This is a genomic window from Mycobacterium sp. GA-1199 (assembly GCF_001500045.1).
In the GTDB taxonomy this organism is placed as follows: domain Bacteria; phylum Actinomycetota; class Actinomycetes; order Mycobacteriales; family Mycobacteriaceae; genus Mycobacterium.
Window position 1 is genome coordinate 1 of the sequence record NZ_LQIX01000015.1, and the last position, 13,106, is coordinate 13,106.

Sequence of the window (13,106 nt, forward strand, 5' to 3'; positions counted from 1 at the left end):
GTCGGTGCTGCTCAATCCGCTGCGCTGGTACCCGATGGCGCAGGCCGCCGGTCAGACCTTCACCGTCAACGAGGACGATCACGTGTGGAATCTGGCGCGGCTCGCCTGGGCGATGCACGGAGACGTCCTCACCACCACGGTCCCCATCGGTGAATACTCCAGCGGCGACGTCGGCTCGGTCGTCGTCTGGGACGAGGCCCTGGCCGGCCAACTGTTCGAGGCGCTGCGCACCGACTCCCCGGTGCCGCAAGACGTCATCGACGCTCAGCCCTAACGCCAGCAAACACATGTCCGCCGGTGTAAGCGCCATCACAAAGGTTCGACTCAATAAGGCAAACCTCGCCTGTGTTAGGCCGTCCTTCGCTGACGATACCCTCTGAGCTGGGCTATCGTGGCGTCATGACCACTGCCGAAGCTTCCGACACCAAATTCCACGCCCTTCTGCAAGAGCAGATCCGCAACGAGTTCGGTGCCGCGCAGCAATACCTCGCCATCGCCGTTTACTTCGACGGAGCCGACCTTCCGCAGCTGGCCAAGCACTTCTACCGCCAGGCCGTCGAAGAGCGCAACCACGCCATGATGCTGGTCCAGTACCTGCTCGACCGCGACGTCGAATTCGAGATTCCCGGGATCGATGCGGTGCGCAACAGCTTCGACGCTCCGCGCGACGCGCTCGTGCTGGCGCTCGATCTGGAGCGCACCGTCACCGAGCAGATCGGCCGGTTGGCCGGCGTGGCCCGGGACGAGGGTGACTACCTCGGCGAGCAGTTCATGCAGTGGTTCCTCGGGGAGCAGGTCGAGGAGGTCTCGCAGATGACGACGCTGGTGCGCATTGCCGACCGGGCCGGCGACGACCTCTTCCATCTGGAGGACTTCGTCGCGCGCGAACTGGGCACGGCGCCGAAAGACAATGGCGCACCGAAGGTCGCGGGCGGAAGCCTCTGATCGTCGCGTCGCGCGGAGCTCGCGGCTAATCGCGCCCGGCGCCGGCCAAACCGTTCTGCAGCCAATCCTTGGTGCGGCGGGGGTGGTTGGTCGCGACCCACGCCACGCCGAGGTCGCGACAGTAGTGGACGTCCTCGAAATGATCGACGGTCCAGCAGTACAGCGCGCGGCCTTGCGCGCCCGCCCGGTCCACCAACTCCGGATGCTCCCGCAGCGTGGCGATCGACGGCCCGACCGCGGTGGCGCCCACCGTCGTGGCGGCGCTGCCGCCGAGATAGCGCGACGTCTCCCCGAGCAACACCGTCGGCAGCATCGGTGCCGCGCGGCGGATTCGCCACACCGCGGCCGCCGAGAACGACATCACCACGGCGCGCGACAGGTCCGCCGATGCAGGGGAGGCGATCCCGAACCGGTGCAGAAGGGCCAGCACCTTGCTCTCCACCAGCCCACCGAACCGGACGGGGTGCTTGGTCTCGATGAACAGCTTGACCGGACGGTTCCAGTCGAGCACCAGCGAGATCAGGGCTTCTAGGGTGAGCAGACCCGTATCACCTTGCGCCTCAAGGGCGTTCCGGCTGGGATGCCAGCCGCCGTAGTCGAGCTCCCGCAGTTGGGCGAGCGTCATGTCGCTGACGATCCCCGTTCCGTTCGACGTGCGGTCGACCCTGCGGTCGTGCACACACACCAGGTGGCCGTCGCGGGTGAGCCGCACATCGCATTCGACGCCGTCGGCACCCTGCTGCAGCGCAAGCTCGTACGCCGCGAGCGTGTGCTCGGGACGGTCGGCCGACGCGCCTCGGTGAGCCACGACGAACGGATGGCCTCCGGGCGTCGGTCCGGACGTCGCGTTCTCGGCGGCCTCGGAGTCGCCTGTCATACGGCCTATGCTGCCGGGTCCTGCCCGTGTGACTCAACCGGAGCCTTGGGCTCGGGTGCATCCTGCGCCGGCGTACCGTCGTCGGGGACGATCACCCAGCGCTTGCTCGGACGCTCGACGGGCTGCCGTTCGAAACCGGAAACGACCTTCATGGCGAGCAGCAGCGTGGCCAGCGCCAGCAGATAGGCGATCATCGTGGTCATCGTGTTGTCGGCGATTCCCTGCGCATCGCGGGTGAAGCTGGTCGCGATCGACCAGATCGACACGGCATAGCTGGCCACCCACGCGAGCCACCACACCGCGATCGGCCTGCGCAGATAACTGAGCCGCTCCTCGACCCCGGCCAGTTCGAGGACGAACACCGGCGCCCAGAACAGGTTGACGAACGGGAGCAGGCAACCGGCCTGCAGTCGCCAGGACGGTCGAGGGTCGGTCGTTCCCCGGTAGGTGTATGCAGCGGCCCGCCTGGCGATCAGCCAGTTGGTCAGCACGACAAGGCTGGCCACCACCATGAACGCGGCGACGACGCTGAGCACCACGCCGAACCATGTCGCGATGGCCGCGATCCAGGGGGGCAGCAACACCGACCTGTTGATGATCAGCAGCACATAGCGCGCAAGGTGAATCAGCGCCGCGGCACCCAGTACCGCCATCGTCAGCAGCAGCGTGCCCGTCACCACGCCCGGCGACGGCCCACGGCGCGGCACCTCCTGCTGCTGGTCGACCGGCGCAATCTGATCGACGAGGCCCCACCGCGGGATGGTCGCGTAGCGGGGCGTCGGCCCGAGGGCACGCTTCGGGCGTCGCGGGTACGGCGGTGCGCCAGGCCGCACGGCGATCCAGCGGTAGCCCGGCGGCAGTTGCGGCCGCGCACCGGGCGCTCCGGCCGAGGACCGTGCGCTCCACTGGGCGTTCGCGGCGTCCGGCGCGGGAACCGACGGCGGCATCAAAGAACCGTTGCACCGCGGACACCACGTCCGGCGCCGGTCGCGCACATTCCACCGGGTTCCGCACGCCGAACACACCTGAATCATTTCGCTCCTCGCGCGCGCGGAATCACTTCGCTCCTCGCCCGACCATTCGACCAGGGTAGCGACGATCCGTCAGACGACACCCGGCCCGCCGTCGTCGGTCACCACCGGCCGACCGGCGCCGGCCCAGGCGAACATGCCGCCGTTGACGTTGACCGGTGAATAGCCGTTCCTGGCCAGATACTGCGCCACCCGCTGCGACCGCCCACCGGCCGCGCAGATCACAAACACCTGGGCGTCCACCTCGATCTCCGCCAAACGCGCGGGAACCTGTCCCATCGGGATGTGTCGCGCCTCCGGGGCATGCCCGCGTGCCCACTCGTCGTCTTCCCGTACGTCCAGCAGGATCGCCCCGGGGCCGAAAGTGGTCGGCACGTCGGCGATGTCGACCTGCCCGAATTCAGCCTCGTTCATGCCTCAATGCTGACATGCCGCCGGCCGGCTTGCGGCGACAGCAATGCCCACCTATCCACAATTTCCACAGGTTCATCCACAAGCAACGTCATCGGACAACCCGCCTTGAGCCGCTGAATCTGTGATTTTCCTGAGGACCGCTGTGGATAAGCGTCAAACTTTTCGGTGTTCCCATCAACAGGCCGGCGGATGGCGAGCGAAATCCCTAGCCCCGCTAACCGCGACGGAGCCGACGGTGCCGGTATCCGTCGTGGACGCGAGCCGATTTTTCCGGCGCGACATTAAGCGTTATGATCGGCGTCACATACAGCTGTTGTGATAGATCTCACCCGGGGGAAGATTTAGAACATGCAGGTCAGGAGGGGTTCATGACATCTTCGATGGGGTCGGGTTCGGCTATGCCCCCCACGGAGTGGCAGTCCTCCACGCCCGCCGCCTACACCCGCAGCCAGTTGATGGCGTTCCTGCGCGCCGGCGTGATCGCCTTGGTGCTGCTGGTCGTGCTGGCCCTGATCGTCCTGTACTGACGACGTGCCGCCCGCTTGATGCGAGGGCGGATACAAAAGAGCCGCCGGGTCGATGACTCGGCGGCTCTTCGATGTCGAGAAGGTTTCAGGCGGGCGGATAGACGCCCATCTGCTTGCCCTTGTCGGTCTGCCAGAAGATGTCGGCGAGCTCGTCGATCGTCTTGAGCAGCTTCTCGGCGACGGACACGTCGAGTGACTTCTTGACGTCGCCGGCACCGTGCACGCCGTCCCAGAACAGCTGGTGCAGGTTGGGGAACTGCTCGAAGTGATCCTTGGTGAAGAAATCGGCCCACAGCACCATCAGGTGATGCTTGACCTCCTCGGCCTGCCGCTCCTTGATGATGATGCAGCGCGCGCGGAAGTGCTCATCGTCTGAGTCGTGGTACTTCTGGATCGTCTTGAGGCACGAGAGCGCCTCGATTTTGGCCTGCGCGGGGTCGTAGACGCCGCAGTACAGATCGCAGTGGGCATGGGCAGGGGTCGCGTTGTTGAACAATCGATGCAGCATGGTCCTAACTTACCCTTTGGACGTGCGCCGCAACCAGACACCGCGACGCTGGCCGCTGCGGCTGTTCCGAGTGGTCGACGACTCGATGCGCCCGACGGTCGGCCCCGGCGACGGGCTATTGGCCATGCGGGGCGGGAGCATTCGGCGCGGGCAGCTACGGGTGTTCCAGGATCCGCGTCGTTCGACGCGGTGGCTCGTCAAGCGGGTCGGCGATGTCTACACCGACGGTCGCGACGTGATTTTCGAAGCCCGCTCGGACAATCCCGGCGCGCCCGGCGCCGCCGACTCCCACGATTTCGGTTGGATCGCGGCGGCCGGGTCGTATCGCGTGCTGTGGACTGCCCGAGCAGATTCCGGCGATTAGCAGTCGTGTCCACTTGCGTGCCAGGCAAGTTCTGCCGCATGCTGGGAAAATCGACCCACTGGCGTGTCGGGCCATCAGTCGGCTAGCGGCCGGCGTCCGAACACCGATGGCGCGGAGGCGATATGGAGAGGGAGTCGGGCAAGGCGATCGAGATCGCCCCCTTTCATTCACGCGGTTCACTCAAGGGCTTCGTCATCTCGGGCCGCTGGCCGGATTCGACCAAGGAGTGGGCGCAGTTGCTCATGGTCGCCGTGCGGGTTGCATCGCTTCCCGGATTGCTCTCCACAACAACGATTTTCGGTGCCCGCGAAGAACTGCCCGACGAACCCGAGCCCAACACGGTCGGCCTGGTTGTCGCCGAAGGCACCGTGGTCGGTGAATCAGCGGTACCGCCAGGCTATTTCGCCGAGCATCAGCCACCGGCCCTGTTGATGCTGCATCCCCCGTCGGAAACCACACCCTCGCTGCCGGAGTGCAGCGGGGCGGCCTCCGGGTGTGTGTTACTTCCGGGCCTCCCCCATCTGGGCCTCGAGCACCGCGCCGCGTGGGTGGAAGCCGAATCCGACGGAACAGTGACGTCCATGGTGAGTCGCGTCGGCGTGGACCCCATCAGCCATCCCGACACCGCGATCCTCGCGATGCTGCTTGCGGCATAAGGGCTTTCGAAGCATTTGATTCGCTTACCTGAACGCTGGATTCGGATACCCGAAAACCTGCGCGGCGGTGGCGCATCCGCGATCCCGCGGCTATGGTCGGGTCAGTAAGCGAAGGGGAGTAGCCCCCAATCGTCGTGTCGACACACTGGCGCAAGCCCGGCCGGCGAACCACACCCCACGTGTGGTGGGCGAGACCTTCGACCGAAGCCGGCGGGCGTGAGCACCGCTTCGTCGGCGACGCGTCGAAAGGGTCGTCCGAATGCTCGCCGCCATCCTGGTCAGTCTGGCCGTGGTCTTCGTCGCCGAACTCGGCGACAAGTCGCAGCTGATCACCATCACCTACTCGCTGCGCCACCGGTGGTGGGTGGTGCTCTCCGGGGTCGGGATCGCCGCGATGCTGGTGCACGGCCTCTCCGTCGCAGTCGGCCACTTTCTCGGGATGACATTGCCCGAACGCCCCATTGCGTTCGTCGCCGCCATCGCCTTCCTGTTGTTCGCCGTGTGGACGTGGCGCGAGAACGGCGACGACGAGGAGATCCGGATCGCCGAGCCGCGGTTCGTCGTACCCGCGATCGTGTCTTCCTTCGTCCTGGCCGAACTCGGCGACAAGACGATGCTGGCCACCGTCGCCCTCGCCAGCGAACACCACTGGACAGGCGTATGGATCGGCGCGACTGCGGGCATGATTCTGGCCGACGGCGCCGCGATCGCGGCGGGCAGGCTGATGCACCGCAGACTGCCTGAGCGGTTCCTGCACGGTCTGGCCAGTCTCCTGTTCCTGCTTTTCGGTCTGTGGCTGCTGTTCGACGGTGCGCTGGGGCTGCGGTGCGTCGCCGTGGCGGTCACCGCTTGCGTCACCGTCTCGGTGCTGGTGGTCTGGCTCATCGGCCGCCGCCGCGCACCCGCGCCGGACGGAACAGATCGGCCGTCGACCCAGGTGTCCTGACCTCGACCTGCGCGTCCGGCAACCCGACTCGCAGCGGCTCCGCGACCATCCGTACGGTCTTTGGCAAACGTCGCTTTGCGCCCGAATGCATGCAACTGATGTTGCCGGCGGCGGTCACGGGGCCTGCTGTGGCCGCGCCGTCCGGTCTGAGAGCAAAACTAGCTCGACAAACTCGCCGTGGTTTGCTTCGTCGCACCGTATGGTAGAGGCGCCGGCGCACGCGGACTGCGTCGCGGCCGGCACAGTAGCGGGCGTCGGGCACGGGGGCGAATCACCTTTTCCCGGGTTTGCACTTGGTTGTTGCCACAACACTCGCTACGATGATCAGCAAATACGCCGCTTGTACACCGCTCGTCCAATGCATGTGGAGGTCATATCGATGAGCACGACGTTCGCCGCTCGCCTGAACCGGCTGTTTGACACGGTCTACCCGCCGGGACGCGGCCCGCACACCTCCGCTGAGGTGATCGCGGCACTGAAGGCCGAGGGCGTTACCATGTCCGCTCCGTACCTCTCGCAGCTGCGCTCGGGCAACCGCACCAACCCCTCCGCCACCACCATGGCCGCTCTTGCCAACTTCTTCCGGATCAAGCCGGCCTACTTCACCGATGACGAGTACTACGAGAAGCTCGACAAGGAACTGACCTGGCTCGCCAGCATGCGCGACGAGGGTGTCCGGCGTATTGCCGCACGCACCGTCGGCTTGTCGCCGGAGGCCCAGCAGGACATCGTCCAAAAGGTCGACGAGCTGCGTCGCCGCGAGCATCTCGACGATTAGCCCGGTACGGCCCACCGCGTCACAGCTGGCGAAGCGGGGCCGCGCTACCAGCTACGCTGCTTGACCCGTCGCGCCGCCGCGACGGGTCAGTGCTCTGTACTGCTCTGCGATCTCCAGGATCCATTCGCGGTCCGAGTACTCGCTCGGTTGGTTCAACCACCCCAGGCCGGGAAACTCGACGCGCTTGTCCTCCGAAGCGTCGTCGGTTCCCGAATGGATCCACTCGGCAATCGCTCTGGCCTGTTCCCGCGGCGGAACCGGTGGAGACTCGAGGTCAGTCTCGTCGGCGTCGGCGTCATCGCCGGACACCGCACCACGCGGGTCGACCCGAAGTCTGCGCCGGTGCTCGGCGGCCGTGGCTTCCAGGTAGAGCGCGTCGGAGATCAAGGACATCCGTTCCGCGACCCGGAAGACGAGCGGCCCGCGCGGCCGGACACCGATACCGATGTCGGGGTGCCTACGGCCGAGTTCGGTGAGGATCGGCTGGATCGCCCGCAGTTCCCGTCGGGCCCCGAACCAGTCCTCGATGCTGGGCAGCAGCGAGCCCGCGGCCACGACCAGCATCGCGCAGCCCAGCAGCGTCGCCGCGGCCCCGACGCCGACCGGTCCGTCGCGGTCGAGGGCGCGCAGGAAGAAGAAAGCCGACGCCACCACGATCAGCGCGATGCCGATCGTGAAGACGAACAGCGCGCGCCCGCGGCGGCTGCGGTTCGAATAGCGCAGCCCCGCCCATGAGACCAGCGACAACGCCAGTAGCACGTAGAGCAGCGGCAGCAACCACGGCAGCGTGTTCGGCCCGCCGCTGAGGTTGCGCTGCAGGTATTCCTGGGGCGACATCTCGGGCTGACGACCTGCGGAGAAGAAGGCCACCCCGGTCACCACGGCGATCACGCCCGCAACGCTGTACTGCGCCAAGGCGATTTTGCGGATGGTCGCCGGTTTCCGCACCGACGATACGGTCGTGATCATCACGCAGCTACCCGCGGCGCACGCCACGAGCGCCACCTGCGACAGGCCCAGGGAGATGTTGGGCCAGCGCAGCAACCGGTCGATCAGCAGCGTCAGGGGTTGCCAATTCAGCGCGGCGATCAATGCCAGGCTCGCCAGCGCGACGATCATCGCGGTGCTCACCAGGCTCTGCTTGTTGACCAGCGCCCATCCGATGCGTAGTCCGGTGGCCAGTCCGAGCAGACCGGCGATCACCCAGACGATCAACCAAACGCCTCTCCGAGCCGCACCTGCACGATCGACGAGCGGTCCGACGGAAGCCGGCCCAGGCGGTACAGCAGCAGGGCCGCGAAGTCCTCGGCCTCCTGCTCGGCCTCCTCACCCGCGGGGCCCATACAACCGGTCCGCTGGTTGAGCATGTAGCTGATCAGATCGGAGCTGGCGAACTCCGTGCTCTGTTCGGCGGCCTGCGCGACGGGGATGCCGTCATGGCCCAACACCAGATGCCCCAGCTCGTGGGCCAGCGTGCGGTCCCACGCGGGCAGGCCCTTCTGGATCAGGAACACGTCGTGGTCGTTGTACTGGCGCCATTGCCCACAGACACCGGGCGGCAGCTCGGCCATCTTGAGTTCGATGGGTCGCTTGCGGTCTTCGCTGACGGCCTCGATCAGTCGGGTCAGTGACACCTCCCCGTGCCGCGGCGCCAGTTCGAGCACGGCCCCGACCGCGCGGGTGACACGGCGGTTAGCTGGCATGGATCCCCCTTCCGACCAGTTCACTATGCGCTGTCCGCCGTCTTGACGGGCGGCTTCCTCCGTCAGTTCGCGAACTTTGCGGTCTGTACAAGCATGCCCTCAATACGCCATGCAGCCAAGACGCATCCGGCACCGCTTGGCCCGCGCCGAGCCGCCCGCAGCCCGAACGCTGTGAACGATAGGGTTGTGCTGCACCGACAACCTGCACCGCCATGACGTCAGCAACCGAGAAAAGCTCCGGGAGGCAGCCGGGATGAGCCCGTTCAAGCGACGCAAAACCCGAGCCACCCGCAGGGCCGAAGCCCGCGCGATCAAGGCGAAAGCGAAACTGGAGGCCAAGCTGGCCGCCAAGAACGAAGCCCGTCGCATCAAGTCCGCCCATCGGGCCGAGGCCAGGGCGCTGAAGGCGCAGATCAAGGCTCAGCGCGACAGTGACCGGGCAGCCCTCAAGGTCGCCGAGACGCAACTGAAGGCCGCCCGCGAGGGCAAGCTGTTCTCTCCGGGCCGAATTCGTCGTGTGCTGACCGTGACGCGACTGCTCGCGCCGATCGTGGTACCCGTCGGCTACCGCGCGGCCATCGCCGCGCGCGGCTACGCCGACCAACGCCGGGCGGAGCGGCTCGGGGTTCCGCTCAGCCAGGTCGGTCAGTTCAACGGCCACGGCGCCCAGTTGTCTGGGCGCATCGCCGGTGCCGAGCAGTCGTTGCGGTTGGTCTCGGAGAAGAAACCGAAGGACGCCGAGACCAAACAGTTCGTCGGGGCGATCACCGAGCGTCTCGGGGACTTGTCGGCCGCGATCGCCGCCGCCGAGCACATGCCTCCGTCGAGGCGCCGGTCCGCGCACGCCGCCATCGAACGGCAACTCGACGGAATCGACGCCGACCTGATGGCTCGGCTCGGCGTGAGCTGAGCCGGTCGTGTCGCCGTCCGGTTCCGCGGCCCGCCTTCGTGGCGTGGCTTCGGGGCTGCTGACGGCCACGCTCGCGCTGGCGGCACACGGTTACGGCGGTGCCGAGCCGCCCACCGGTGCCGCGGTCGTGGCGCTGGCCATCATCGCGCTGACCGTCGGCACATCGACGGCCACCCTGTCGGGCGCTTCGAAAGTCTTTGTGCTGCTCGCGGTTCTGACTTGCGGCCAGATCGTCGGGCACATCGTGCTGGGTGCCTCCGGGCATGATCACACGCCCCAGACCGCGACGATGGTGGCCGCGCACGCATTGGCGGTCGGCGTCGGTGCGGTGCTGATCGCGGCGGGCGACCGGCTGTGCGGGGCCGTGTCGCGCGTGGTGCTCTTGGCGGTACGCGTGGTGTGCCTGCCTCGCGCGCCGCATGCTCGCCCCATCGTGCGGCGTGCCGAACAACCGCTGCGCTCTGCGCTGCTTCTGGCCGCTTCGGTGTCTCATCGCGGGCCGCCGGTCAGCCCCGCGTGCTGATCGACATACCTCCGGCTCGAGAAAGATTTGTTTCGATGAGAACCATCACCAGGGCGCCTCGTGGCGCCCTCACCACCGTGGTCGCGATCCTCTGGCTGACGGCCGCAATGCTGGCCACCGCGGGCGTCGCCTCCGCGCACGCGACCCGCATCGCGTCGGATCCGGCGGAGAACGCCCGGCTGACCGAGGCGCCCGAGACGGTGTCCGCGACGTTCAGCGAGGCCCTGCAGCCGCAGTTCGCGGCGATGACCGTGGTCGGCCCCGACGGCAACTTGTGGTCGACCGGCGAACCGCAGGTCCAAGACGCTGTCCTGAGCGTCGGCGTTCGCCCGCTCGGACCGTCCGGCCTCTACACCGTGAACTACCGGGCGACGTCGGCGGACGGGCACGTGGTCAACGGATCCTGGACGTTCGAACTGAGCGAACCGGGGACCGGGACACCGGGGCCGTCGGCGGCCGCACCGGCCGAAACCCCCGCCGACGACGGAATCCCGGTGTGGCCGTTCTTCGTGGGAGCGGTCGTCATCGTCGGTGTCGGCGCGATATGGGCGGTGCGGCGGCGCGCGTGACCCGTCAGCGCACCGTGGTCGTCGGGGTGGTGCTCGCGGCCGCCGCGACCGGCCTGTCCTGGGCGCTGGCCTATCCGCACGGGTCGTTGAGTTCGACTGTGGTGCGGGTGCTGGCCGACTGCGCGGGTGTCGTCACACTGGGCCTGGCCGTGGTGCCGATACTCGACGGCGAACGGCACCGCGGCGAGTTGCTGGCCCGCTCGACGCGACCGTTGGCGGCCGCCTCGGTGCTGTGGCTGCTCGCCGAGCTGAGCCGGATGATCGTCGCGGCCGCACAGACCGCCTCGCTGCCGGTGTTCCGGCTCGGCGTGCAGACCACCGTCGACTTTGCGACGACGACCGCGGCGGGGCGGGCGGGCATGCTCGCGGTGGTCGCCGCGGCCGCCATAGCGCTGGCAGCGCTCGTCGCACCGCGCACGGCGTCGTGGAATGTCGCCGTGATCGGCGCGGCGGCGCTCGGAGTCGTCGCACGCCAGCTGACGGGGCACTTCGCGGACAGCCCGCTGGGTGGTGTGGCGGTCACCGTGCACACCCTGGCCGCCGCATTGTGGGTCGGTGCGCTGGCAGCGCTGGTGCTGACCGTCGACCACCGCGGTCAGTGGGCCAGGATGCTGCCACGCTTTTCTGCGCTGTCGCTGGGCTGTGTGGTGGTGCTGCTGGTCGGCGGGGTGGCCGGCGCCGTGATCCGGTTGGGTACACCGGCCGACCTGTACGCGACCGGTTACGGCCGGCTGGTGTCGGCCAAGATCGCAGTGACGGTCGCGCTCGTCGTCCTCGGCTGGCGAAACCGCACGATGTGGCTGCCCGCCGCACGGTCACATACCGCCACGGCGGTGGTGTCCCGGACCCGCGCGCGGGTCGAAACCGCACTGATGCTCGTCGCACTGGTCCTGGCGGCCGGTCTGGCCGTCACCGGTTAGTGCCATATCCGACCTGGCATGATGGACCGATCGACTTCCGGCCGCACGTTCGGCCGGCCTGGCGACGAGACACTGCAAAGGAGCAGCCCGATGGCAGACCAGCAGGGCCGACCCGACGAACAGCCGCACAGCTCACCACCGGCGGATCAGTCGACCCCGCAGCCCGCTGCCGCGGAGTCCGCGAGCGTCTCGCCAGACCCGCTGATCCCTCCCGCACCGGCGAAGAAGACGCCCGCCAAGAAGACTCCTGCCAAGAAGGCCGTTAAGAAGACTCCCGCGAAGAAGGCGGCGAAGAAGACCGGACCGGCGAAGAAGGCGCCCGCCAAGAAAGCCCCTGCCAAGGGCCCGGCGAAGGAGGCGCCGGCCAAGAAGGCGCCCGCAGCCGAGGCCGCTACCGGCAACGATGTTGAGTCTGCAGCGAAAGTGACTGCCGCGCAGGCAAAGTCGACGGTCGCTGCCGCCAGCAATCCGGTGGCCGGGCCGCCGCCGACCCCGCTGATCGGCCCCGAACCGTCACGGCTGCCGGTTGCGGCGGCCATCGCGGCGGGTGTGCTGGCGATCATCGTCGTGCTGCTGATCCGCCGGGGCAGCGACGAGGACTGACCAAACGCTTGACCCTCACGCGGCGTCAGGGTCGATAGTGGCGTCATGGACACCATGACCGTCGGCGCGGTGGCCACCCTGACGGGTGTCTCGGTACGCACATTGCACCATTACGACCACATCGGTCTGGTGGTGCCGAGCGTGCGCACCGAGGCGGGCTATCGCGGCTACACCGACGCCGATATCGAACGGCTGCACCTGGTGCTGGTGTACCGGTCGGTCGACATGCCCCTCGAGGAGATCCGCGCACTGCTGGACGGAGACGGGCATGTGCTCGGCCACCTCGAGCGGCAGCACCGGCTGCTGCTGGACCGTGCGGACCACCTGCAGCACACGATCAAGGCAGTGGAGGAACTGATGAGCGCACACCGCAATGGCGTACAACTGACCGCCGACGAGCAGGTCGAGATCTTCGGTAGCGCGGTGTTCGACGAGTACGCCGCCGAATCCGAGCAGCGGTGGGGCGGTTCCGACGCGTGGACTCAGTCGCGGCAGCGGACGGAGCGTATGACCAAGCAGGACTGGATCGAGTTCAAGGCCGACAACGACGCGCTGTTGGCGGCGCTGGCCGATGCCCACCGCGACGGCGTCGCTCCCGGCACACCGCGTGCGGACGAACTGGCCGCCTGGCACCGCGCGAACATCCAGCGCTTCTACGACTGCGATCACGAGATGCACGTGCGCCTGGCCGAGATGTATCTGGCCGACGAGCGGTTCAAGCGCTACTACGACGACGCCGAGCCGGGGCTGGCGCAATTTGTGCACGACATCATCGTGGCCAGGTCCGCCCGCTGACCAACTGGACCCCGACGCGAACGTCGCGAAGTTACGC

At 67.7% G+C, this 13,106-nt stretch carries 18 protein-coding genes and 1 pseudogene; 13 read left to right on the forward strand and 6 right to left on the reverse strand.

The window, feature by feature from the left end:
* Both AU198_RS26415 and AU198_RS12375 read left to right on the forward strand, forming a co-directional pair.
* Window positions 1–274: pseudogene (locus AU198_RS26415) on the forward strand (LCP family protein); the annotation flags it as partial.
* Window positions 275–399: 125 nt separating this feature from the next.
* Window positions 400–945, forward strand: coding sequence for a ferritin (locus AU198_RS12375; protein ID WP_064348438.1), 546 nt, complete (start codon window positions 400–402; stop codon window positions 943–945).
* A 25-nt stretch (window positions 946–970) separates the two neighbouring features.
* Here the strand turns inward: AU198_RS12375 and AU198_RS12380 are convergent, their stop codons facing one another.
* From AU198_RS12380 to AU198_RS12390, 3 genes are all read right to left on the reverse strand, one after another.
* Entirely contained in the window at window positions 971–1,822 is an 852-nt protein-coding gene (locus tag AU198_RS12380; protein ID WP_064348439.1) for a glycerophosphodiester phosphodiesterase, read from the reverse strand.
* Window positions 1,823–1,827: 5 nt separating this feature from the next.
* Complete coding sequence (locus AU198_RS12385; protein WP_064348440.1) at window positions 1,828–2,856, reverse strand: DUF4328 domain-containing protein; 1,029 nt, start codon at window positions 2,854–2,856, stop codon at window positions 1,828–1,830.
* 69 nt (window positions 2,857–2,925) lie between these two features.
* Window positions 2,926–3,267 (reverse strand): rhodanese-like domain-containing protein, encoded by a 342-nt coding sequence (locus AU198_RS12390; RefSeq protein ID WP_064348441.1) that lies wholly within the window; start codon window positions 3,265–3,267, stop codon window positions 2,926–2,928.
* Window positions 3,268–3,635: 368 nt separating this feature from the next.
* Here AU198_RS12390 and AU198_RS12395 point away from each other — a divergent pair, with 368 nt between their 5' ends.
* Complete coding sequence (locus AU198_RS12395) at window positions 3,636–3,794, forward strand: hypothetical protein (RefSeq protein ID WP_156431584.1); 159 nt, start codon at window positions 3,636–3,638, stop codon at window positions 3,792–3,794.
* Between the two features lie 85 nt (window positions 3,795–3,879).
* Here the strand turns inward: AU198_RS12395 and sodN are convergent, their stop codons facing one another.
* Complete coding sequence (gene sodN / locus AU198_RS12400) at window positions 3,880–4,302, reverse strand: superoxide dismutase, Ni (RefSeq protein WP_064348443.1); 423 nt, start codon at window positions 4,300–4,302, stop codon at window positions 3,880–3,882.
* Between the two features lie 85 nt (window positions 4,303–4,387).
* Here sodN and AU198_RS12405 point away from each other — a divergent pair, with 85 nt between their 5' ends.
* From AU198_RS12405 to AU198_RS12420, 4 genes are all read left to right on the forward strand, one after another.
* Window positions 4,388–4,666 (forward strand): S24/S26 family peptidase, encoded by a 279-nt coding sequence (locus AU198_RS12405; protein ID WP_231744661.1) that lies wholly within the window; start codon window positions 4,388–4,390, stop codon window positions 4,664–4,666.
* A gap of 122 nt (window positions 4,667–4,788) precedes the next feature.
* The gene (locus AU198_RS12410) at window positions 4,789–5,322 is read left to right on the forward strand and encodes a hypothetical protein (RefSeq protein WP_064348444.1); all 534 of its coding nucleotides are present in this window, start codon (window positions 4,789–4,791) and stop codon (window positions 5,320–5,322) included.
* Window positions 5,323–5,581: 259 nt separating this feature from the next.
* Complete coding sequence (locus AU198_RS12415) at window positions 5,582–6,268, forward strand: TMEM165/GDT1 family protein (protein WP_064348445.1); 687 nt, start codon at window positions 5,582–5,584, stop codon at window positions 6,266–6,268.
* Window positions 6,269–6,647: 379 nt separating this feature from the next.
* A complete protein-coding gene (locus tag AU198_RS12420; protein WP_064348517.1) occupies window positions 6,648–7,046 on the forward strand; it encodes a helix-turn-helix domain-containing protein in 399 nt (132 codons plus the stop codon).
* A gap of 51 nt (window positions 7,047–7,097) precedes the next feature.
* Here the strand turns inward: AU198_RS12420 and AU198_RS12425 are convergent, their stop codons facing one another.
* Both AU198_RS12425 and AU198_RS12430 read right to left on the reverse strand, forming a co-directional pair.
* Entirely contained in the window at window positions 7,098–8,261 is a 1,164-nt protein-coding gene (locus AU198_RS12425) for a hypothetical protein (RefSeq protein WP_064348446.1), read from the reverse strand.
* Window positions 8,258–8,749: an ImmA/IrrE family metallo-endopeptidase gene (locus AU198_RS12430; protein WP_064348447.1), complete on the reverse strand. Its 492-nt coding sequence runs from the start codon at window positions 8,747–8,749 to the stop codon at window positions 8,258–8,260. Before AU198_RS12430 ends, AU198_RS12425 begins: the two co-directional genes overlap by 4 nt.
* A 253-nt stretch (window positions 8,750–9,002) precedes the next feature.
* Here AU198_RS12430 and AU198_RS12435 point away from each other — a divergent pair, with 253 nt between their 5' ends.
* The 6 genes from AU198_RS12435 (at window position 9,003) to AU198_RS12460 (ending at window position 13,069) form a co-directional block, all read left to right on the forward strand.
* Window positions 9,003–9,659: a DUF6474 family protein gene (locus AU198_RS12435; protein ID WP_064348448.1), complete on the forward strand. Its 657-nt coding sequence runs from the start codon at window positions 9,003–9,005 to the stop codon at window positions 9,657–9,659.
* 7 nt (window positions 9,660–9,666) lie between these two features.
* A complete protein-coding gene (locus AU198_RS12440) occupies window positions 9,667–10,182 on the forward strand; it encodes a hypothetical protein (RefSeq protein ID WP_064348449.1) in 516 nt (171 codons plus the stop codon).
* A 35-nt stretch (window positions 10,183–10,217) separates the two neighbouring features.
* Window positions 10,218–10,751: a copper resistance CopC family protein gene (locus AU198_RS12445; RefSeq protein WP_064348450.1), complete on the forward strand. Its 534-nt coding sequence runs from the start codon at window positions 10,218–10,220 to the stop codon at window positions 10,749–10,751.
* A complete protein-coding gene (locus tag AU198_RS12450) occupies window positions 10,727–11,671 on the forward strand; it encodes a CopD family protein (protein WP_064348451.1) in 945 nt (314 codons plus the stop codon). The genes AU198_RS12445 and AU198_RS12450 overlap by 25 nt, the downstream gene beginning before the upstream one ends.
* Window positions 11,672–11,761: 90 nt before the next feature.
* Complete coding sequence (locus tag AU198_RS12455) at window positions 11,762–12,274, forward strand: hypothetical protein (protein WP_064348518.1); 513 nt, start codon at window positions 11,762–11,764, stop codon at window positions 12,272–12,274.
* 45 nt (window positions 12,275–12,319) lie between these two features.
* The gene (locus AU198_RS12460) at window positions 12,320–13,069 is read left to right on the forward strand and encodes a MerR family transcriptional regulator (protein ID WP_064348452.1); all 750 of its coding nucleotides are present in this window, start codon (window positions 12,320–12,322) and stop codon (window positions 13,067–13,069) included.
* The last annotated feature ends 37 nt before the right edge of the window (window positions 13,070–13,106 follow it).